17 protein-coding genes are annotated in these 21,718 nt (G+C 43.0%); 14 read left to right on the top strand and 3 right to left on the bottom strand.

Going from position 1 to position 21,718, the window contains the following annotated elements:
• Positions 1–20: 20 nt before the first annotated feature.
• The 6 genes from NSQ99_RS15810 (at position 21) to ltrA (ending at position 8,194) form a co-directional block, all read left to right on the top strand.
• On the top strand, positions 21–1,022 hold the full coding sequence (locus NSQ99_RS15810; protein WP_340837719.1) for a glycoside hydrolase family 43 protein: 1,002 nt from the start codon (positions 21–23) through the stop codon (positions 1,020–1,022).
• A 400-nt stretch (positions 1,023–1,422) separates the two neighbouring features.
• Entirely contained in the window at positions 1,423–2,364 is a 942-nt protein-coding gene (locus NSQ99_RS15805) for an ABC transporter permease (protein WP_251666250.1), read from the top strand.
• Between the two features lie 14 nt (positions 2,365–2,378).
• Entirely contained in the window at positions 2,379–3,272 is an 894-nt protein-coding gene (locus NSQ99_RS15800) for a carbohydrate ABC transporter permease (RefSeq protein WP_340837717.1), read from the top strand.
• A gap of 68 nt (positions 3,273–3,340) precedes the next feature.
• Positions 3,341–4,936 carry an extracellular solute-binding protein gene (locus NSQ99_RS15795; protein ID WP_340837715.1) on the top strand — a complete coding sequence of 532 codons (1,596 nt, stop codon included), beginning with the start codon at positions 3,341–3,343 and terminating at the stop codon, positions 4,934–4,936.
• Positions 4,937–4,978: 42 nt separating this feature from the next.
• Positions 4,979–6,118, top strand: coding sequence for a DUF2264 domain-containing protein (locus NSQ99_RS15790; protein ID WP_285855577.1), 1,140 nt, complete (start codon positions 4,979–4,981; stop codon positions 6,116–6,118).
• A gap of 750 nt (positions 6,119–6,868) precedes the next feature.
• The gene (ltrA, locus tag NSQ99_RS15785) at positions 6,869–8,194 is read left to right on the top strand and encodes a group II intron reverse transcriptase/maturase (protein WP_251670020.1); all 1,326 of its coding nucleotides are present in this window, start codon (positions 6,869–6,871) and stop codon (positions 8,192–8,194) included.
• Positions 8,195–8,299: 105 nt separating this feature from the next.
• Here ltrA and NSQ99_RS15780 read toward each other — a convergent pair whose 3' ends face one another.
• Positions 8,300–10,534, bottom strand: a complete 2,235-nt coding sequence (locus tag NSQ99_RS15780; protein ID WP_340837714.1) for an AraC family transcriptional regulator — start codon at positions 10,532–10,534, stop codon at positions 8,300–8,302.
• Positions 10,535–10,943: 409 nt separating this feature from the next.
• Between NSQ99_RS15780 and NSQ99_RS15775 the strand changes: the two genes are divergently transcribed.
• The 8 genes from NSQ99_RS15775 (at position 10,944) to NSQ99_RS15740 (ending at position 18,826) form a co-directional block, all read left to right on the top strand.
• Positions 10,944–11,648 (top strand): response regulator transcription factor, encoded by a 705-nt coding sequence (locus NSQ99_RS15775; RefSeq protein ID WP_340837712.1) that lies wholly within the window; start codon positions 10,944–10,946, stop codon positions 11,646–11,648.
• A 205-nt stretch (positions 11,649–11,853) separates the two neighbouring features.
• Positions 11,854–12,810, top strand: coding sequence for a cytochrome aa3 quinol oxidase subunit II (gene qoxA / locus NSQ99_RS15770; protein ID WP_445670526.1), 957 nt, complete (start codon positions 11,854–11,856; stop codon positions 12,808–12,810).
• Between the two features lie 17 nt (positions 12,811–12,827).
• Positions 12,828–14,786, top strand: a complete 1,959-nt coding sequence (qoxB, locus tag NSQ99_RS15765; RefSeq protein WP_251666244.1) for a cytochrome aa3 quinol oxidase subunit I — start codon at positions 12,828–12,830, stop codon at positions 14,784–14,786.
• 3 nt (positions 14,787–14,789) lie between these two features.
• Complete coding sequence (gene qoxC, locus NSQ99_RS15760; RefSeq protein WP_340837708.1) at positions 14,790–15,401, top strand: cytochrome aa3 quinol oxidase subunit III; 612 nt, start codon at positions 14,790–14,792, stop codon at positions 15,399–15,401.
• On the top strand, positions 15,401–15,709 hold the full coding sequence (gene qoxD / locus NSQ99_RS15755; RefSeq protein ID WP_340837707.1) for a cytochrome aa3 quinol oxidase subunit IV: 309 nt from the start codon (positions 15,401–15,403) through the stop codon (positions 15,707–15,709). The genes qoxC and qoxD overlap by 1 nt, the downstream gene beginning before the upstream one ends.
• A gap of 156 nt (positions 15,710–15,865) precedes the next feature.
• The gene (locus NSQ99_RS15750) at positions 15,866–16,297 is read left to right on the top strand and encodes a BlaI/MecI/CopY family transcriptional regulator (RefSeq protein WP_340837705.1); all 432 of its coding nucleotides are present in this window, start codon (positions 15,866–15,868) and stop codon (positions 16,295–16,297) included.
• A gap of 115 nt (positions 16,298–16,412) precedes the next feature.
• Positions 16,413–17,600: a Gfo/Idh/MocA family protein gene (locus tag NSQ99_RS15745; protein WP_340837703.1), complete on the top strand. Its 1,188-nt coding sequence runs from the start codon at positions 16,413–16,415 to the stop codon at positions 17,598–17,600.
• Between the two features lie 152 nt (positions 17,601–17,752).
• Entirely contained in the window at positions 17,753–18,826 is a 1,074-nt protein-coding gene (locus tag NSQ99_RS15740) for a Gfo/Idh/MocA family protein (RefSeq protein WP_340837702.1), read from the top strand.
• Positions 18,827–18,911: 85 nt separating this feature from the next.
• Here NSQ99_RS15740 and NSQ99_RS15735 read toward each other — a convergent pair whose 3' ends face one another.
• Positions 18,912–19,790, bottom strand: coding sequence for an AraC family transcriptional regulator (locus tag NSQ99_RS15735; protein WP_340837700.1), 879 nt, complete (start codon positions 19,788–19,790; stop codon positions 18,912–18,914).
• A gap of 93 nt (positions 19,791–19,883) precedes the next feature.
• The gene (locus NSQ99_RS15730; protein ID WP_340837698.1) at positions 19,884–21,563 is read right to left on the bottom strand and encodes an SGNH/GDSL hydrolase family protein; all 1,680 of its coding nucleotides are present in this window, start codon (positions 21,561–21,563) and stop codon (positions 19,884–19,886) included.
• Positions 21,564–21,718: the final 155 nt, after the last annotated feature.

Genomic DNA, 21,718 nt, shown 5'->3' with positions numbered 1-21,718 from the left:
ATTGTACAGGAGGAAACGAGATGGCGATTTATAATGAAGCATCTGATGTATCCAATCCACGTTCAGGCTTAAGGCTGAGCGACATCCCTGCACATGACCCTTATGTATGGGTCGATATGCAAGCTGGTGTTTACTACTTATATACAAGTGGTATCCCTAAATTCACGGGGATGGAGCGCTATGGTGTACTAACGTATCGCAGCAATGATTTATTAGAGTGGGAAGGTCCGTATGTTGTGTTTACTGTTCCAGATAACGTATGGGCACATCCGATGCATGGTACCTGGGCTCCTGAGGTGCATGCTTACGAAGGACGGTTTTATTTGTTTGTAACGCTGCATAACCGCATGCGTCCGCTAGAAGATAACAACACGATTCCAATTGCTAAGCATTGGCGCGGGACGGCGATTGCTGTTAGCGATTCTCCTGAAGGTCCGTTTGAGCTGATACGAGAGGATGCTCCTGTCATCGATCCGTCAAGGATGACGCTTGACGGAACACTTTTTGTGGATGAGCAGAAAAAGCCGTGGATGGTCTATTGTCATGAGTGGATTCAGACGATCGACGGTACGATTGATGCAGCTCCACTCAGTGATGATCTAAGAGAAGGGATAGGGGAGCCTATTCGATTGTTCAACGCTTCAGAGGCAACATGGGATACGGGTGGACCAGCTGAAGGATATGACGGAAAGGTTTATGTAACGGATGGCTGCCAGCTGTATAGAAAGCAGGACGGCAGTCTCCTTATGCTGTGGTCCAGCTATGACAACGGGCAGTATGTGCAGACGATTGCCCGCTCGGAATCAGGAAAGCTGCAAGGCCCTTGGAAGCAGCTAGAGCCGCTCGTTCACGGAGACAGCGGACACGGCATGCTGTTTCATACGTTGGAGGGGGAGCTGATGCTTATCCTTCACCAGCCATTCGATATGCCGCAATCGCGCTGCAAGCTGTATCTCATGGAGGAAGCGGGAGAAGGACTCACAGTAGTGAAAAGCTGCGAGCATCTGCATGGTGAACTTTAAAGGCATCGTGAACAATGTGCACTAATTAAATGTAGTAGAATAAAAAATGTTGAAAATTACTAATTCACAGGACGTACCACTTCTGTATACAGGTTCAATAATATATTCAATTTCAGCAATAACCCGACAGACTATCGATAATAGGTAGTCTGTTTTTTGTTGTTTGAACAGTCTGTGCTCAGATATTCAAGGAAATGTGCAGGATTAATGTCGGCAAATTAACGCTTTTGTACAGTAATATCACAATCGTTCACTACACAACTGCTGAATAATTCAATAGTGAACTGGAATTTCACTTTTAATGGATATGCTGCTGAATTATAGTTTGAGCTAGCTAAATCAAGCGCACAAATTTACGAAAACAAGCAGCAACAATTTAATATGTGGAAAGGAGCTTTCTATGTCTAAAACGATGGTGCATAAGAAAAAGGGTCTGCTGCATGAGCTGAATAAAAATAAAATTTTATTCCTTATGCTGCTGCCCACTCTGCTTTATTTTTTGATCAATAATTATGTGCCGATGATTGGTATTTATTATGCGTTTGTCCAGTTTGATTTTCATTCTACGAATATGTTTCAGATGGCTTTTATTGGACTTAAAAACTTTGAGTTTCTATGGAAATCTGGCAAGCTCATTCAATTAACGATCAACACAATCGGCTATAATATCGCCTTTATCGTCCTCGTCAATGGGCTGGCGATATCGGTAGCGGTGCTGCTCAGTGAGCTTAGGGGGAAATGGTTCAAAAAGATAACACAATCGATATTGTTTTTACCTTACTTTGTATCCTTCGTTATTTTAAGTGTTATCGTGTTCAACCTGTTCAACTACGATCAAGGTGTGCTGAACACGGTGCTGGAAAAGCTCGGTGCTGAGCCGATCAATTTATATGCTAAGCCAACAGCATGGATATTTCTCATTATTATCTTTTTCTTATGGAAAAATTTTGGTTACAGTATGGTGATTTACTTGGCCTCGATTACTGGGATAAGCGAGGAATACTATGAAGCCGCCAAAATCGATGGTGCGAATATTTTTCAAAGATCTTGGCACATTACGTTGCCGATGCTAAAAAATACGTTTGTCATTCTGCTGCTGTTTGCGCTAGGCGGCATTATGAAGGGGCAATTCGATCTGTTCTATCAAATGGTCGGCAACAACGGGCTTCTATTCAGCACGACAGATATTTTGGATACGTATGTTTACCGATCACTGCGTGTTACGTTTGATATGGGGATGGCAACGGCTGCTGGTGTATATCAATCCATCTTTGGCTTTGCTTTAATTATGACCGTCAACACAATCATTCGAAAAATCAATAAAGATTACGCACTATTTTAAGGGGGGTGGACAGTATGAAGATCAAAGAAGACGGCGCCACAAAGTGGTTTCGCTTCATAGCCTATGTCGTCGTGCTAACCGGAAGCGTATTGTGCTTGCTCCCATTCCTGCTGATCATCTCCGCTTCACTTACGAGCAATGAAGAAATCGTTAGAGAGGGATATAATCTCATTCCGTCTTCATTCACGCTTGATGCTTATAAGATCGTCTTTATGTTTCCTGAGGATCTGCTTCGAGCCTATGGTGTAACGACCTTTGTCACGATTGTCGGAACGGCTATCGGGCTGCTGCTTATGACGATGGCGGGCTATGTGCTACAGCGAAAGGACTTCAAATATAGAAATTTCTTCTCATTTTTCATTTACTTTACTACGCTGTTTGGTGGTGGACTTGTTCCGTACTACATGCTGATTACGAACTATTTAAAGTTTGGGAATACGATGAATGCTCTCATCTGGCCATCGTTAATGACGCCATTTTTAATTATTTTGATGCGAAGCTTTATCCATTCAGCGGTACCTGATGAGGTTGTTGAATCAGCAAAAATCGATGGCGCAAATGATTTTGTTATTTACTATCGCGTTGTACTGCCACTCTCAGTTCCAGGTCTGGCAACGGTAGGGCTGTTTTTGGCCTTGCATTACTGGAACGACTGGTTCCATTCCGCACTGTTTATTAACGATACAGCGAAGTACCAGCTGCAGTTCTACCTATACAACATTATTAACACATCCAATTTCTTGAATAGCATAGGGGCTGGTGCAGGAGTTGTGCTATCGGGACCTGTTCCTTCGGAATCGATGAAGATGGCGATGGCAGTCGTTGTAACGGGGCCAATCTTACTTCTATATCCGTTCATCCAACGGTATTTCGTGAAGGGTTTGACGATTGGTGCAGTGAAAGGTTAGAACTGGCAGCCCTCTTGAGGATACGCTAGCTAACATATATATTAAATAGATAAAGGGAGGATTCTCCAATGGTAGGTAAACAGAAAAAGGTGTTACATCTATTCATCTCACTCGTGTTGGTGCTCACATTGCTCGCAGCATGCAGCAATAACAGCAAAACGAACAACGAGCCAAGCCCAGCGCCATCCAAGTCTACTACAACCGAGGGAACGAATGCTGAAGGCAACGAAAGCTCATCATCCGGTATCGATACCTCTGAACGGGTTGAGCTGCAGTTTTATATGTTAGGTAATGCTCCGAAGGATCTGGATAAGGTAGAAGCACAGGTTAACGAGTGGCTCCTTGAAGATCTGAATGCAACGGTGAAATTTAACTATACAACATGGACAGATTGGGATCAGAAATACAGATTGCTCCTATCTACAGGGCAGGATGTAGACTTAATCTTTACAGCTGAGTGGACGCAATATCAGCAATATGCTAAAAACGGTGCCTTCATGCGACTGGATGAGCTACTGCCTGTTGCAGCGCCAAAGCTTTATGAGTTTGTTCCGCAGGATATGTGGGAGGCCGTTAAGATCGATGGCAATATCTATACTGTGCCAGCAACCTATAAGGAGTATGTAACTGGTGGCTTCGTATGGCGTGAGGATTTACGTGTGAAGCATAATTTACCGAAGCCAGTTGATATCGAGACCTTTGAGGCTTATCTAGCAGGAATTAAACAAAATGAACCGAATATTCAGCCGCTTGCAGTAGGTCAGGATGTTGGTGCAACGCTTGAGGATGCCTATCTTGATTTTCAACGTCAAAGAGTAGGCGCGATGCCGTATGGTCTGCATGCTTCCTATAGTGACCCTTCCAATATAGTAGGCTACTGGGGATCAGAGGAGCATTTAACGGATCTAAAGCGCTATAAAAGCTGGGCAGACAATGGCTACTTCTCTAAAAATGAGCTGAATGAAACAGATGGTAACCAAGATAAACTAACGAACGGCACAGCAGCGGCGATGCTATCCGATAACCCGACTAGATACAATAGTGTGCTGAATCAGATGAAAGCATTGCACCCTGATTGGGATCTAGCCTATCATCCATATGGCTTGACGCTTGGCTACGCGACGCCCGTTCATCCGATTCATAACGGCTTCGCTGTTCCGAAAAACAGTAAAAAAGCAGAGCGTGCACTCGCATTCTATGAATTAATGGTTACTGACAAGCGCTATAATTTATTGACTCAATATGGCTTTGAAGACGTCAACTATACCGTTGAAGACGGATATTACAAGATGATTGGTGATAACACAACGAACGGATTTGTGCGGGAAGCGATGAACGGTTGGGCATGGCGTAACCCTGAATATATGATATTCGAGCCGAGCTATGACGGAGTTGAAGCGATCTTTAATGAATTAGATAAAATTCAAGTACCAGATATCTATACTGGTTTTGCAGAGGACTACACACCTTATCAAGCAGAACGAGCTGCATTAGAACAAGTAGAGAAGCAATATTTATATCCGTTAATGGCAGGGCTGGTTGATGACGTAGAGGACGGCCTGAAAACCTTTATGGAGAAAGCGAATCAGGCTGGCTTGGAAAAAATTCAGGAGAGCTATAAGCAGCAATGGCTGCAATATTTGCAGGAAAGCGGTCACAATTAGAGAAATATATTCAGATAGCCTTAACTAAAGCAAGGGGGAATCATGGTGGGAGCAGACCGAAAATATTGGGTCGACACGTTAGTACGAATCGCGCATCCAGTGCTGTATGCCTTATCAGAGCGAAAGCTTCGCAAAGCTATGCCAGTAGAGGGCTGGACAGACGATCGATCGGAATATACGCATCTAGAGGCATTAGGGCGTACACTAGCTGGAATTGCACCGTGGCTTGAAAGCGCTTCGCTATCTGGCGAGGAAGAGGAACGCAGGTCTCAGATGGCTAGCTTGGCAAGGGATGCTATTGATGCAGCTACGGAGCCAGCTTCGCCTGACTATATGAATTTTGATAGAGGCGGTCAGCCTCTCGTTGATGCAGCGTTTCTAGCCAACGCGGTGCTTCGCGCTCCTACTGAGCTGTATGAGAAGCTTGAGCCGAAGGTGAAGGGAAATTTGGCGCAAGCGCTTATGGCGACACGAGTTATTCGCCCCGTATTCAGCAATTGGCTATTGTTTAGTGCAACCATTGAAGCAGCGTTGTTCCGTATGGGAGAAGCGTGGGATCGCATGCGAGTAGATTATGCGCTGAGACAGCATGAGCAGTGGTACGTAGGGGATGGAGCCTACGGAGATGGACCGGATTTTCATTGGGATTATTACAACAGCTTTGTCATTCAGCCGATGCTCGTAGACGTATTGGACGTATTGGGAGACCAATTTCACGATTGGTCTGAGCTTCGAGCGAACACGATGAAACGGGCTGTACGCTTCGCCTCTGTGCTCGAACGATTGATTTCACCGGAGGGAACGTATCCCCCAATTGGTCGATCACTAGCCTATCGCTTCGGTGCATTTCAGCATTTATCGTTGATGGCGCTAAGGAATGAGCTTGCAGAGGAGCTGGAACCTGCTCAGGTTCGCTGTGCATTGACGGCTGTCATTAAGCGCCAGCTGGAGCTTCCGGGTACGTTCGATGAGGACGGATGGCTTCGTATCGGTTTTGCTGGCAGCCAGAAGGAGATCGGAGAAGGCTATATATCAACTGGCAGTCTGTATTTATGCCTTACCGTATTCCTTGCTCTTGGGCTTCCTCCAGAAGCAGAATTCTGGCAAGGGGAGGCAGAGTGGACAGCGCAGAAGGCCTGGTCAGGCGGCATGTTCCCGATAGATAAAGCATTAGCAGATTAATGAGCTAGAGAGCTGAAATGTTGCATCGGGTGAGTTAATAGGTTACCCAGCGGCAATAGATATAGCTAGGCCGACTCTGTAGTTGTTAGAATGACTACAGAGTCGGCCTTTTGTGCGCTTGGCAGCGCAATCGACTAACGAGTGAAAGTCTCCAGCACACCGCAGGTGGCGGAAGTGCATAGCTGACGCATAGTGCGTAGTTCGCGAGAATGCGTGCGGAGGATGCGAAGGCAAAACCCGGAATAGGCGGTTTAACCATGTTGGCTGACGGAGTCGGATAACTCTGCAAAAGAAGAGGAAGTCCTGTACCACCATAGACTCCGTAAGTTAAGAGGACTGGATTCGGGGGAAAGTCGGTTGACGTGACCCAAGGAGATCTCATCATTTCCATATCAAGTGGTAACCATTGCTCGAGATCGTGAGGATCAAGGCAATGTTAAGAGTGGTGAGAAGTCAGACGTAGGGATAGTAGTTACAAAGTTTGCCGGAAAGACCGCAAAGGCAAATGAATTGGCGCGATGTCGTCAATACAAGCTTCGACTCAAAAGGCGAAGACTTGTGTGAAGCCCGAAACCGTGGAAGAAGAGAGATGGAGAGAAGCCATGTGCCAGACAGAAGCCGGGGAGCTAGGATGTGCGTAGATCCGGGGAATGAACATAAGGAGAAGCCGTCTGGGGCGAGTACTATTTTGGAAATGAAGATTGCCGTAAGGCTACAAATCATGGAACGAAATCGGGAAGGAAAACGAACATGGAAGAACAAGGAACAACCAATCACTCTCGTGAAGGAGTAAATCAAAAGGAACGCAAATGGTACAGCCTCATCGACAAGATATGGGCGAAGCCAAACCTAGAGGAAGCCTTTAAAGAGGTCAAGCGAAACCGAGGTTCAGCAGGGATTGATCGAATGACCATCCAGGCATTCGAATCGCAGTTGGAACACCATCTAGAAGTGGTTCAGCAGACACTAAAGAACAAGACGTATCACCCAAAACCCGTACGTCGTGTCTACATCCCCAAAGCAGACGGAACGTCAAGGCCGCTGGGCATTCCTACCGTGGGAGACCGAGTGGTTCAAGCCGCAACGAGGCGCATATTGGAACCGATTTATGAATCAAAGTTTATGGATTGTAGCTATGGGTTTCGACCGGGAAGAAGTGCACACATGGCATTGAAGAAGATCCGTCAAGATCTAAACGATGGATATCGATATGTGATTGATGCAGACTTGAAGTCTTATTTCGACACCATTCCGCATGAGAAGCTCATCCGCATGGTGAAAGAAACCGTAGTCGATGGAAGTGTGTTAACTTTGTTGGAGAAATTCCTGAAGGCAGGTATCCTAGACGGTGGAAGCTTTCACCTAAATGAGCAGGGCACACCACAAGGGGGAGTCATCAGCCCTCTGCTAGCCAATATCTATCTACATCCGTTAGATCTGGCGATGACGGAACGCGGGCATCGACTGACACGCTATGCAGATGACTTTGTGATTTGTTGTCGTACGCAAAAAGGAGCAGAGCGGATTCTAAAATCGGTAACGAAGCTGCTAGAGAGAGAAATGGGACTTATCATTCATCCAGAAAAGACGAAAATCGTCAATAGCAAGAGGGAATCTTTCGAGTTTCTTGGGCATGAATTCAAACCAGGGAAATGGATGGTACCGTCAGATAAAGCGATGACAAAATTCAAGAAACGTGTGAAGGAAATCACAAGACGAAACCAAACGGTGGATGTGCAGCAATTGGTGAAGAAAAAATTGAATCCCTATCTCCGTGGGTGGGGCAACTATTTTGGAATGGCAGATGTACAGATGAGATTTCGGGATCTGGACAAATGGATAAGAAGAAGGCTTCGTTCTGTCCAGTTGCGAAGCTGGAGAAAGGTGCGGAAACTTCACCGAGAGATGCGTAGAAGAGGATGGAAAAGCCGTGACCTACCTGGGCTACGTATGACAGCATGGCGCAGTTCTCATTCCACTTATGCTCAATATGCGATGCCAAATCAATGGTTTGAAGAAATCGGTCTTTGCAGTCTATCTATGATTTACAAAGAACTTCATCCCCAGAGGGGATAGTCACTGGAGGAGCCGGATGCGATGACCCGCATGTCCGGATCTGTGAGAGGCCTATGCGCATGCGCATAGGCCTACTCGATTTGTCGTATATAATGGAGTACCCTGCTAGCTGCTGCGATTCGCATTGCGAAATTCTGATGGGGTAACACCGTAGAGCTTTTTGAACATTCGGTGGAAATAAGAGCTGCTAGTGTAGCCAGTTTTTGCAGCAATGTCAGCAATAGATATCGCAGATTTTATAAGTAGCTGCTTCGCGTGCTCCATACGAATATGGTTAATCATGTCCACAATATTACTTGAATTATGCTGCCTGTATACCCGGCTAATATGGTAGGAGGACATGTTAAGCTCATCAGCAATATAATTGAGACCAAGTGCGGGATCGGCATATCGCTCCTCAATGATTTCATTGATTCTCCTTGTAAGCTCCTCCTGCTTGCCGTTTCTTTTTTCACTTAGCTTAGAAGTCAGCTTCTCAAAGAGCTGGTGAAATTGATAGGACATTTCCTCGAGGGTTTCATAGTTTTCGAACTTAGGCAGGATAAGCTCACGATCGAAACCAAGCTGCAGGGAGCTATTCTTCTCAATCTCTGAGATCATATTTTCAAGCGTGACCGTTAGATGCTTCGTCGTTAGCTGGACTACTTGAAGCGGATACTGCTTTGTTCCTTCCATAATTTCATCATAGAGCTGCTTGGCCTCTTCGCATTTTCCTGTTTTTATTGCTTCGATGAGCCTTTTTTCCTTGCCGATCGGAAAGGTGTGTGCTTTTTGCGCTAAAGGCTGCTGCTGTACATCTATTATTGCGCCTCGTCCCTTGAAGAAACGATGGAGAGAGGCATCCTTTGCTTGCTTGTATAAAGTGTACAGCTGATGTGGATCACTGCTAAGTGGTGTTACAGCAATCGTTATACCTAAGCGCAAATACTCCTCACAGGCCACTTGAACTTCCTTCATAATCAGCGGAAGTGTTTCAGATGAGATTGTTGTCTGCTCCGGTATATTCAAAAACATTAGCAAGCAATCATCCTCTAGATCAAGCGCATCGACATGGAAATGCTTTGAGCAAATTTCTGTACTAATGTTCATAATGGCAAATTTATAGGTGAGTATATCTCGATGACCTTGAGTTTTCAGCTCATCATATCGATCAATTCGCATAAAAACGAGCTGATAAGGCTTAGTAAAATCGAACTGTACACCTATCCGGCGCAGCTTCTCTAGCTGTAATTTAGGATTGAAGCCTTGAATCTGCAGCAGCTTGCTTAGCGCATTTTGCCTGATTGTATAGCTGCTGTTGCGCCATTCTGATTCGAGATCCTCCATGCGAACCTTAATTTTGTTGATGGGCGCGTACAAGTATTTAGATAATAGCCACGATAGCAGTAGTCCGGCGATGAGTATGATTGAGGCGATTTGGATCGTTGTGACACCAACCTGCTGCACTTCTCCAATAATATCTCGATACGGCGTTACTCGCACATAATACCAGCCAAACTGATCACGAGCAGTGTAGGTTAGCAGTGATTTGACCCCATTAAAGCTTGAGATGGAATAGTTGGCCTCATGACTAGGATCTAAAGTTAATAGTGTAGTAGAAACTGCTGTGTCAGGCCCGATCTCCTGTAGGTTCTGGACATTTCGGATAGAGCCGTTTTGATCGATTACGTAAATTTGCTCTGTATCATCATTGTTGCTTAGCGTGATACCCTGATTTATCCAATCAGCGGAAATATTGACGGCGATCGCTGAATTTAATTTACCATCTGTTCCGATAGCGTCATAGCATAAATACGTATAGACAGCGGTTTCATTATTTTTGGTAGACGATGAGTCTAAAATTCTAGGAATGGGAGCGAACGGTTCGTAATCACGGTAATCATTCAAAATATCGATAAATGCGGTGTCTGCCAAAGCTTCTTCTTCTATGACCCCTCTTTGACCATTCTGAGATACGATATAGTAGCGTTCCTGTGAGGCGTTATACACATAGATTGATTCAATAAAAGGCATAGAATTTAGATAATTGTACAGATCTAGCATCGCGCCCTGAATATCAAACGGGTGAGGATCGTTATAATACAATATTTTAGCAATTGTGCTGTTTCGATAAATTTGAAAGGAAACCGTCTGTGCGTTTTCAGTCGTAATTGCAATGGCTTGACCGGTATGCTCTAGATCGCTTAAATCCGATTCAAATGCTTTCTGTTGAAGGATGCGAGTAAACGAAACGTAATAGACCGAGGAACTGGCAATTAATACGATGACGATGCCAAGGGTAATCCCCATTAGCATTTTGGCATATAAGCTGCCATGCTTTCGAATTTTATTTAGTTTCATGTATACTCCCCTTTTAGACATTTGTATAGTTGTGTACTTTTCAGCTTTATTATAGCTCGACCTTGCAGCATGCAATAGTAGAACGATGCTAAAATAGTGAACAATGTTGAGATGAGGCAGTGTACTATTTTGCTTTTTGTACACAATTCGTACATATGTATACGTCTTTTGGCCTCAATCGTTTGAATGGTCAGTTATTCCTATGTTAATATGATTACAAGTTAGTAACGAATAAAAAGTATTTAGTCAGCGGTGAAGTCGTATACAGTCCATTATGTTTAAGGAATTTTGAGAGTAATCTGACGAAAAGAGATCTCGCGTTTGTCGAGTTCTCTTATTTTTATACCATTTCAAACTAAACATTGTAGTGTAATAGAAATACGCCTTTTGTGAAAGGAAGTTTTATAGGATGAAAGCTCTTAAAAAAATTCTTATTATCGATAGCAATGAAAGCGAGAGAAACAAGCTCAAGCATTTTCTTGAGAAAGAAGGCTTTGAAGTAGAGGGAGCGGTGGATGGCGAAACGGGAATTCAGCTATTAATAGAAGGAGACTATGATCTTATTATCGTAGAATTAGAGCTGCCCGGAATCAATGGAGCCGATGTATGTAATATCGTTAGAAAAATAAAAGAAACGCCTATTATCGTCCTCATATCAAATGGTGAAGAAAAAAATATGCTTAGCAGCCTACGAGCGGGCATGGATGATTATATATTGAAGCCATATATTAAAGCTGAAATGCTGCATCGTGTGAAGGCGACGTTTAGAAGAGCGACTACTAATGATTCTACTGTTATAGAGCAAGATAAGAATCAAATTCGTTTGCCGAATGCGGTGATTGAGTGGGAGGCTCATCGGATTACCGGAGGTGGTAAAGAGATTTATCTCACACCTAAGGAATATGAATTGCTGCAATATTTGACGAGCTGGCCCAATAAAATTTTGTCACGGGATGAGCTACTCCAAGCGGTTTGGAATGATGAGCAGAGCCTGGACACAAGGACAGTGGATACCGCGATTAAGAGGCTTCGCGATAAATTTAGCAAAATATCTCCGGAGACTGCTTCTACCATTAAAACAGTATGGCGAGTAGGTTATATTTTTGAGATTTGACTAAAATTAGAAGCTGGGATTAGCTAAAGGTAGAGACATTTCGGATTTGTGAACAAGTTATGAGTAACCTGTGAGTGACTAGTGAACAAAGATTGAATAAACTGTGACATTAATTTTTTATACTACGAAACGTAGTTTTATTGTTGTAGCATATTGAGAGAATCGAAAACTAGCATCATTAGAAAGGAAGGTGAGCTGAACGAGTATGTTCAAAAATTATAAAACCTGGTTAATCATCATGCTAAGTTTAGTATCACTAATCGTTATTACTGTATTAGGTTTTCAAGCAGATCTGATCGTACTGGATCCTAAAGGGCCTGTTGGAGAGATTCAAAAGGATCTTATTATGTATTCCATCTACTTTATGCTCGCTATCTTAGTTGTTGTTTATGTTTTGTTTACATATATGGTGATCAAGTATCGAGACCATAAAAATGTTGATAGCAAAAACTATAAACCTGATATGCATGGAAGCGTAAAGCTAGAGATCATCTGGACAGCTATTCCAGTTATCATTGTCATCGCCTTAGCGATACCTAACGCTAAAGCTCTTTATGACTTAAAGCAGCCGCCAGCATCAACTGCTGGTAAGGAACCGATTGTTATACATGCAACTGCTGCAGATTGGAAGTGGATATTCAGTTATCCAGAAGAAAATATCGAAACGGTTAACTATGTAAATGTTCCGGAAGACCATCCAATCTTATTTAAGATTACGGCCGCAGATTCTATGGCTTCCTTCTGGGTACCACAGATCGGAGGGCAAATCTATGGTATGCCAGGCATGGTGAATGAACTCTATTTACAGGTTGATGAGCCAGGAGAATACAAAGGTAGAAACTCTAACTTTACTGGTGAAGGTATGACTCATCAACAGTTTAATATGGTTGCATTGGATGAAGACAGCTATCAAAGCTGGGTGAAGGAAACACAAGAAAATGCACCCAAGCTAGATGAAACTACCTATGAGAAATTAATGCTCCCTGATAACGTTGGGGAAATGACGTTTTCATCCACTCACTTGGACTTTGTAGATCATGGAATCGACGCTGCCTATGCTATGCATATTCGTGAGAAATATGGAGTTGAAATCAAAGGAGTAAAAATTACTACGGAAGAATATAAACAAGTTTCAAATAATGGATCTCACTCGAACCATTAAGAAGGGACGAAATCTAGATGGTTGAATTTATTAAGGACAATTTAATTTTAAATGATCCAATGATTGTAGGAGCAAATATATCGATTTTATTAACGGTCATTGTACTTGTATTTGTTCTTACGTACTTTAAAAAATGGAAGTGGCTTTGGACGGAATGGATTACGACCGTCGACCATAAACGCATTGGAATCATGTATATCATATCTGCATTATTAATGCTGTTCCGCGGTGGCGTTGACGCTTTATTGATGAGAGCACAGCTAACAGTGCCTAATGCCTCGTTCCTATCATCACAGCATTATAATGAGATTTTTACGACGCATGGAACGATTATGATCCTATTCATGGCCATGCCGTTTCTACTTGGACTTATGAACGTTGTCGTTCCACTGCAAATAGGAGCAAGAGATGTAGCATTCCCTTATCTAAATAACTTAAGCTTCTGGTCATTCTTCTTCGGAGCAATCCTCTTTAATATTTCCTTTGTTTTCGGAGGATCGCCGGATGCGGGTTGGACAAACTATGCACCGTTAGCTATCGAGGGAAGCCCTGGACCAGGAATAAACTATTATTTACTTGGGCTACAGGTTTCAGGAATTGGTACCCTATTAACAGGGATTAACTTTATCGTAACGATTATAAAAATGCGTGCACCGGGTATGACGTTGCTGCGTATGCCAATGTTCTCTTGGACGACGTTAATTACTTCGTTTATCATTGTTTTTGCGTTTCCAATTCTAACAGTAACGCTAGCCATGATGACGTTCGATAGATTGTTCGGAACGCATTTCTTTACACTGACAGCGGGCGGTAATCCGATGCTCTGGGCCAACTTTTTCTGGCTATGGGGCCATCCTGAGGTTTACATTGTTGTATTGCCTGCATTTGGTATATTCTCAGAGGTTATTGCAACCTTCTCGAGAAAAACATTGTTTGGCCATAAATCGATGATTATTTCTCTAGTCGTGATTTCGGGCTTAAGCTTCCTTGTTTGGGTACACCATTTCTATACAATGGGAGGAAGCGCCAATGTCAATAACATCTTCTCGATCACGACGATGGCCATTGCGATTCCAACAGGGATCAAGATCTTTAACTGGCTGGGGACGCTATATAAAGCCCGAATACAATTTACTGCGGCAATGATGTGGGCACTTGCGTTTATTCCTACATTCGTTATTGGTGGGGTAACAGGTGTAATGCTTGGAATGGCAGCTGCTGACTTCCAGTACCATAACACGTACTTCCTTATTGCTCACTTCCACTATACGTTAATTGCCGGTGTTGTGTTTGCTTGCTTCGCAGGCTTTGTATATTGGTACCCTAAAATGTTTGGCCATAAAATGAATGAACCAATTGGTAAATGGGCATTTTGGTTCTTTACAATTGGATTTAATGTCTGCTTCCTACCACAGTTCCTATTAGGTTTTGCTGGTATGCCAAGACGTGTCTACACGTACCTTCCAGAGGATGGATGGACAGCATTGAACGTGGTTTCAACGATTGGTGCGGTTGGAATGGGAATTGGTTTTGTTATTATCGTTTACAACGTATATTACAGCTTGCGTCATTCGAAGATGGAGACGACAGGAGATTCCTGGAACGGACGTACGTTAGAATGGGCAACAGCAACTGCAGTGCCTCCGCATTATAATTTCCCAGTTACACCTGTCGTGAAGGATGTTGATGCATTCTGGCAGATGAAGCAAGAAGGGACAGCTAATAAAAAGGATATCGAATATGAACCAATCCATATGCCGAATAACACTGGTACGCCTTTTGTCATGTCCATATTCTTCTTTATTGCTGGCTTCGGTCTAGTTTTCGAGATATGGTGGATGGCGATATTGGGTATTGCAGGTTCATTTGGTTGCATGATCTTCCGTTCACTTCGCTCTCATGTGTACGACAAGGGATATTATGTAAGTGTTGAAGAAATTAAAAGATTAGAACAACCGTTTCATAAGGAGGCCTAAGTAATGGAAAATACAAATAAGTTAAATACAAATGTGCCTTTGGAATACCAAACTGAAACGGGTAAATTGAATATTTTTGGGTTTTGGATTTTCATAGGAGCAGAGGTTGCCTTATTCTCAACCTTATATGCAGCATACTTTGCTCTTAAAGATGGTATGATGGAAGGTCCTCTTCCTCTTGATCTTTTTGACTTTAACTATACCATTATTATGACTTTAATTTTGCTAACAAGCAGCTTTACATCAGGCTTAGCTATTCATGAAATGCGAAGAAACAACATTAAAGCAATGATTGTTTGGCTCGTTATTACGTTATTATTCGGTGCAGGCTTTCTATATATGGAAATCGCCGAATTCGTTCACCTTGTGCACTCAGGTGCTACGCTTGGCACGAACGCGCTTTGGTCTTCGTTCTATCTATTAACTGGAACGCATGGCGTCCACGTAGCAATTGGTATTGTATGGATAACGCTAATTATTTTTCAGGCACTGAAAAGAGGTCTAACGCCAGATACGGCTAAAAAGGTTTTTGTATCTAGCTTATACTGGCACTTCCTAGACTTTGTATGGATCTTCGTATTTACAGGAGTTTATCTATTAGGGATGGTGAAATAATGGAAACGGAAAACAAAAACGTTCAAGCGAATCGTTTCCCATGGTCACAGGTTATTGGTTTCCTCCTATCGATTGTATTAACCTTTGCAGCCGTATGGGTTGGAAAGATTACCGACTTATCCTATAGCCAAATTGCTATTATCGTATTTGCTATCGCATTTATTCAAGCGGCTGTTCAGCTGTTCATGTTTATGCACGTAACAGAGGGAGAGCAGGGGAAATGGCAGTTAGGTAAAATGTTTTCAGCTGCATTTTTCGCAATAGTCATTGTTGCAGGCAGTGTCTGGGTCATGAACTCAATGCACTAATGGAATCAACCAATGAGAAGAAGCAAGAGAGCTTAATAGGCTCTTTTGCTTCTTTTTTTATTTCTGGAGAAAGGAAATGGTAATAACAGTAATTCCTCGCCAAGAAAATTATGATAAAATGAAATAAAATGGCTTATCGAGAGGAAAATTACAATAATGATCGTTAAAAAAATTAATTTAAACGAAGTAGGGATCTGTCGTTTCTTCGGTTCCTTAGAAGCCAAGGTTATGAATATCTTGTGGGAAAAGGAAAAGCTCACCATTAAGCAAGCACATGAAATACTTAATCAAGAGAGTCCTATCTCCTTTAATGCCGTCATGACCGTCATGATGAGGCTAGCTGAAAAAGAGGTTTTACATAAGGAGACCTCAGGTGGAGGGAGAACCCGTTTAACGTTGTTTTCTCCACTGCAAAGTAAAGAGCAATTTATCGTTGAGCAAACAAAGGCTGTAACAGACGGCTTAATCAATGATTTTGGCTCCATTATTATCGACCATTTTATAGATCGGCTAGATGGTACAGATCCTGAGCTGCTTGAAAGACTACAGAATAAGCTTGATGAGATTAACGCTATGCTGCGAAAGTAAAATTTCCGCAACATAGCGTTATTTTTGTAGCCTTATAGCAGGACAATGTGTTTACTGCTTCGTTTATAGTGAGAGTGCAAGCATGAAATCATAGATAAACGAATGGAGGATTGACATGTTAAAGGTTGCAATTATTGGAGCAGGGGCGATTTCTACAGCACATATCGAAGGATATTTGAATTTCAAGGACCGTTGCAGCATCGTAGCGATATGTGATCTGTACGTTGATAAGGCTCAACAAAGAATAGAGAAATATGGTCTTGAAGCAAAAGCTTTGCAGGATTATAAGGAGCTGCTGCTGGAGGATATCGATCTGGTGTCGATTTGCACGCCTCCATATTCACATGCGGAAATCGCTATTGATTTCTTAAATGCTGGCAGTAATGTCATTATAGAAAAACCGATGGCTTCCTCACTTAAGGAATGTGATGAGATTAATGAGGCAGCCTCTAACAATGGTAAGATCGTGTCCGTTATTGCACAGAACCGCTTTAGAAATCCAATGATGAAGCTGAAGTCAGTACTGGACAGTGGCTTAGCAGGGAAAATCCTTCATACACAAGTAGACTCTTATTGGTGGCGAGGGCATTGCTACTATGATCTATGGTGGCGTGGAACATGGGAGAAGGAAGGCGGAGGTCCGACCTTGAACCATGCAGTACACCATATCGACGCTCTGCTATGGATGCGTGGACGTCCAAGTGAAGTACAAGCATTTATGAGCAATGTCGCACACGATAATGCTGAGATTGAAGATTTATCGATCGCCATGCTGCGTTTTCCAGATGGAACGCTTGGACAGATTACAAGCTCGGTCGTTCATCATGGAGAAGAGCAGCAGCTTATTTTCCAAGGATCAAATGCTCGTGTGTCCGTGCCATGGAAGCTTACTGCATCGGTTAGTAAGCCCAATGGTTTTCCTGAACGAGATTCACAGCTTGAGCAAGAGATTCAACAGTATTATGATGGCATGCAGGATCTTCAACATGAAGGGCATGCTGCTCAGATTGACAATGTATTGACAGCAATTGAGACAGGCGCACCTGTGCTCATAGATGGTATTAGTGGACGTGAAACGTTGGAGCTCATTATGAGCATTTATAAATCTGCAAGCACTGGTCAAAGCGTGAAGCTGCCGCTACAGCCAGACGATCCCTTCTATACACGAGAAGGAATATTGAAAAACGCGACACACTTTTACGAGAAAAAAAGTCATGTTGAAAACTTCGCTGACCTAGCGATCACAACAGGCAGTCTTTCCGGATCAAATGAAAGTACATCTTCAATTGGCAAGAGTAAGTAATGATTCTGTAGAAGCAACGCGGTCGCCTTTGTTTCCGAATTTCTACCTTTTTTTTTCTAATATAGAAAATTGGGAACAACAGCGATCGTAAGAACATTACTTACGGCTGCCTTGCTACATGTAAATTAACTTTCAATATAGGAGGTAAGACGATGGATAATAAGAGCGGAATGTTTTATGCGCCTAAAGGAAAGCCTAACCCAGTTGTTTCACCAGGAGAATTTCGCATAGCAGCAATAGGACTGGATCACGGACATATTTATGGAATGTGCAATGGACTTATTGAAGCTGGTGCTCAGCTGGATTGGGTATATGATCCAGATCCAGCGAAGGTCGCAGCGTTTCAGCAGAAATACCCTACAGTAAAGGTGGCACGCTCAGAGCAAGAGATTTTGCAGGATGAACGAATTGCACTCGTCGCTAGTGCAGCTATTCCATCGGATCGCTGCGATGTAGGGCTTCGTGCGATGTCACATGGCAAGGATTACTTTGTTGATAAAGCGCCGCTAACCACCTTAGAGCAGCTGGAGCGGGCGAAGCAAAAAGTAGCTGAAACAAATCGAAAGTATGCAGTCTATTATAGCGAGCGTCTGCACGTAGAAAGTGCAGTATACGCTGGGCAGCTTATTGATCAGGGAGCTATTGGTCGTGTCATTCAGGTGCTTGGCTTAGGACCTCACCGACTTAATGCGAAGCACCGACCGCATTGGTTTTTTGATAGAGATAGATTTGGCGGTATTCTATGTGATATCGGCAGTCATCAAATCGAGCAATTTTTATATTATACAGGCGCGAAAAATGCTGAGGTTGTGCATAGTAAAATAGCGAATTATCATAACAAACAGCATGTGAAATTCGAGGATTTTGGCGATGCAACCTTAGTTGCTGATAACGGAGCTACAGGATATTTCCGTGTAGACTGGTTTACACCAGATGGTCTTTCAACTTGGGGAGATGGACGTACCGTTATACTAGGGACAGAAGGCTATATTGAACTGAGAAAATATGTGGATATCGGAAGAGAGCAAGGTTCAGGTAATGTGTACCTCGTTAATGGCGAAGGGGAGCATCGCTTGAATATATCTGGGCAGGTCGGTTATCCTTACTTTGGACAGCTGATCCTTGACTGCATACATCGCACTGAGAATGCGATGACACAGGAGCATGCCTTCAAGGCTGCAGAATTAAGCGTCATTGCTCAGTCTAACGCGACACAGATCGAATAGATAAAAGCTCGAGCTGCGGGTTCAATGAACCTGGCAGCTCGAGCTTTTTAATTACTAATTAATAACAATAATAGGACGGGAGTAATTACTTGTTCCACTTTTTACGATATTGATGTGGAGTTATCCCCATACGAGACTTGAAAAATTTGCAAAAATAAGAGGTGTTCGTTATTCCAATTTCCTCTGCAATCAGTTGGATCGACTTATCCGTCGTCGTCAGCAGTGTGACCGCCTGATGAATTCTACGTGTAGCAATGTAATCAGTAATACTAATCCCGACCATCTCTTTGAACAGATGTGACAAATGATAGGGTGATAGATGCAGCGCCTTAGCCATGCTTTGCAGCTGGAAAGGAGCTGTGTAATGCTTCTCGATCCAATGCAGCATATGCTCCACCTGATGATTTCTGCGTGTGCGGAACGGTACGCTGTTTGCTTGCTGCTTCATCCATAATGGCTTAAGACTACGGAACAAGGAGATAAGAAACAAAGAAACCTCCTCGAGCTGTTCCGTCTCCGGTAAGCTTATAAGCTTTTGCTGCATGCCTAAAAATACCGTTACAAGCTCGTGATTCTCCTCTATATCATAAATACAGGGAGATTCTAGCTCGCTTAAGTTAATATGCTTGTAAAACGCATGTAGAGCAGGCCATTGCTCAAAATAGCACTCGAACATGCTTGGCTCAAAGGTTGCGAGCGAGCGTTCAAAGACTTGCTGGTCAGAATAATCCAGCTTAAGATGGTGAAGCTGAAAGGGCTGAAATATACATAGCATTCCGGGTCTGATGTCATAGCTGATGTTATTGACGATCATCGTGCCTTTGCCTTGATGAATGAATAAAATTTCTGTACCACGATGCGAGTGAAACGTTTCTTTAAGCTGATTATTAGAGCTGCTTCGTCTATAAGCAAAATATAGTGGCTCCTCATTCAGAGTAGCGTTAGCGACGAATCTTATAGCCAAGTGCACTCACTCCTATTGAACAAGTACGGAACATACCTTCAATATATCGAATGATACGAGAATTTCAAGCCCTCAATTTATATATATTCACATTTATTCAACATAACCAAATCCGAGTATTGTAAAGTGCTTCTGCTTATGCTCTGGATCCATCTGTATTTCGACGGTATGCTCGCTTGAGTACTGCTCATTATAAAGGATAACGGCATGGCAATGAGTCCAGCTGATTGCAAGCGGATCGACCGTTTTTACAACCTCTCCATCAATCGAAATTTGTGCGCTGCCAAATGCCTGATTGCCAGAATCCTTGTAAATTAGCAGCAGTGCTTTGCTGCTGATCTTCATCATAAAGCTATCGTTGCCGGAGCTGTCTGTATGCATCCAGTTGTAAGGAAACTGCGGTGTACCGTGTGGTTGATCGTCCATTTCAGCCAGTTGCAGCTCTGTATCGACAGCACTGAAGCTGCCTTCTACGATGTGTGCAACATGCGTATTGCTTTCTCTATCCAACAAACGAACCGTGACAAAGTCATTGCCGATTACCGGTTCTTTGTTTAGCTCAATATCCTGTACACTTATCGCAGCACGGTCCGTCTCGGCAAACAGATAACCAAGACTGTCAGCCATAATCGTATGACCAGTATTCGTTGGATGATAGCTGTCATAGAAGTACTGTCTTTTCGTAACAACATTGCCCTCTGCTTTCGATAAATAAAACTGCTCAACAACAGCGTCCTTTACGCTAACCATAGGAAGATCATAATGGAAGCCTACTGGGGCCAATCGATCCTGCAGGTTCCAGTCATTAATGAATACGCTGAACAGTAAAATAACTGCAGGCTCATTGCCAGCCGAAAGTGCTTTAAGCACAAGGCTTTCGTAGCATTTACCAGCAGTTTCATCGTCGGCATCGTTAACGGCAAACTCCACAATGACGATGTCCGGCTGCACCGCTCCGTTTTTCAGCACATCTCGCTCATAGCGTAGCATTCCAAGCTCAGATGGGGTACCACCTACTCCTGCTTTAATAAAGTGAATATGCTCGCCTCCATGTTGCCCAAATAGCCTTTTGAAGATGCTGTACGATTGGTAAGCATAGCATGCATGGTTGATCGGCTTGGCACCTGCACCTTGTGTAATGGACCCGCCAATATAAGCGATCGTTACATCTTCTCCTCTTTTAGCTTTCTCGATCGCAGCCTTTAGACGTTTATTGTTCCCCTGATGTAGCAAGGATCGGCTAATCATATTCTCGTAAGCTCGTGATTGAAAATCAACAGGCTCATCAGCTTCAAGCTTAGGTACATCATAGCCTTCATTGACGTAGAAGATTACGTTTGCGGTTGCAAGCAACCCAGCCTGCTGGAATTCAAATGTAAATTTACCTGGAACATCATCCTCGGCAGATAAATTGAAATCGCTCACATTTATGATCATTTCTGTCCCATCAGCAGGACATTTTACACTCATACGAGAGCCAGATTCATATTTACTTGTTTTCCCCCAATTTTCTAGTGTAAAGATAACGTCGCTTGAAGCCTCTGGTGTGGTAATGGATACACCAATGCTGTGAACGAATTGTTGAAATCCTTCACAGTTTTTCAGCAATTGCAGGATACTCTCATCGGTAACTCCACTTGTATATTTTGCTAAATCAACAAGTCGACCTTCCAAATATATGTCCTGTACAAATTTCCCATCCGGTTTAGGAGATGCCTCAATCATTGAATCAAGCATAATGTAAAAGCCTTTGCGCTCTTTTTGATTGCTCATATTGATGTCTTCCTTTCTATCGCATTATCTGCACATCTTATCGTAATCTGACTAAAATAAAAACCTCTCAAAGCATGGATTTTACTGATAAAACTAAATAATTTCATAGGAAGGATATTTATTACGGATTAGTGACAGTTCGAAAAATGTGTTCC

The organism is Paenibacillus sp. FSL W7-1287, from assembly GCF_038004245.1.
GTDB classification, from domain to species: domain Bacteria; phylum Bacillota; class Bacilli; order Paenibacillales; family Paenibacillaceae; genus Pristimantibacillus; species Pristimantibacillus camelliae.
The sequence above is the reverse complement of the archived record's forward strand: the minus strand, read 5'-3'. Positions and strand labels throughout refer to the sequence as shown.

What these genes read in the sequence shown, in the direction of transcription:
- NSQ99_RS15750 (WP_340837705.1), top strand. Translation starts at nt 15,866, where the DNA reads ATGATCGTTAAAAAAATTAATTTAAACGAAGTAGGGATCTGTCGTTTC.
- NSQ99_RS15800 (WP_340837717.1), top strand. Translation starts at nt 2,379, where the DNA reads ATGAAGATCAAAGAAGACGGCGCCACAAAGTGGTTTCGCTTCATAGCC.
- qoxD (WP_340837707.1), top strand. Translation starts at nt 15,401, where the DNA reads ATGGAAACGGAAAACAAAAACGTTCAAGCGAATCGTTTCCCATGGTCA.
- ltrA (WP_251670020.1), top strand. Translation starts at nt 6,869, where the DNA reads ATGGAAGAACAAGGAACAACCAATCACTCTCGTGAAGGAGTAAATCAA.
- NSQ99_RS15740 (WP_340837702.1), top strand. Translation starts at nt 17,753, where the DNA reads ATGGATAATAAGAGCGGAATGTTTTATGCGCCTAAAGGAAAGCCTAAC.
- NSQ99_RS15795 (WP_340837715.1), top strand. Translation starts at nt 3,341, where the DNA reads ATGGTAGGTAAACAGAAAAAGGTGTTACATCTATTCATCTCACTCGTG.
- qoxB (WP_251666244.1), top strand. Translation starts at nt 12,828, where the DNA reads ATGGTTGAATTTATTAAGGACAATTTAATTTTAAATGATCCAATGATT.
- qoxC (WP_340837708.1), top strand. Translation starts at nt 14,790, where the DNA reads ATGGAAAATACAAATAAGTTAAATACAAATGTGCCTTTGGAATACCAA.
- NSQ99_RS15775 (WP_340837712.1), top strand. Translation starts at nt 10,944, where the DNA reads ATGAAAGCTCTTAAAAAAATTCTTATTATCGATAGCAATGAAAGCGAG.
- NSQ99_RS15810 (WP_340837719.1), top strand. Translation starts at nt 21, where the DNA reads ATGGCGATTTATAATGAAGCATCTGATGTATCCAATCCACGTTCAGGC.
- qoxA (WP_445670526.1), top strand. Translation starts at nt 11,854, where the DNA reads ATGTTCAAAAATTATAAAACCTGGTTAATCATCATGCTAAGTTTAGTA.
- NSQ99_RS15745 (WP_340837703.1), top strand. Translation starts at nt 16,413, where the DNA reads ATGTTAAAGGTTGCAATTATTGGAGCAGGGGCGATTTCTACAGCACAT.
- NSQ99_RS15805 (WP_251666250.1), top strand. Translation starts at nt 1,423, where the DNA reads ATGTCTAAAACGATGGTGCATAAGAAAAAGGGTCTGCTGCATGAGCTG.
- NSQ99_RS15790 (WP_285855577.1), top strand. Translation starts at nt 4,979, where the DNA reads ATGGTGGGAGCAGACCGAAAATATTGGGTCGACACGTTAGTACGAATC.
- NSQ99_RS15780 (WP_340837714.1), bottom strand. Translation starts at nt 10,534, where the DNA reads ATGAAACTAAATAAAATTCGAAAGCATGGCAGCTTATATGCCAAAATG.
- NSQ99_RS15730 (WP_340837698.1), bottom strand. Translation starts at nt 21,563, where the DNA reads ATGAGCAATCAAAAAGAGCGCAAAGGCTTTTACATTATGCTTGATTCA.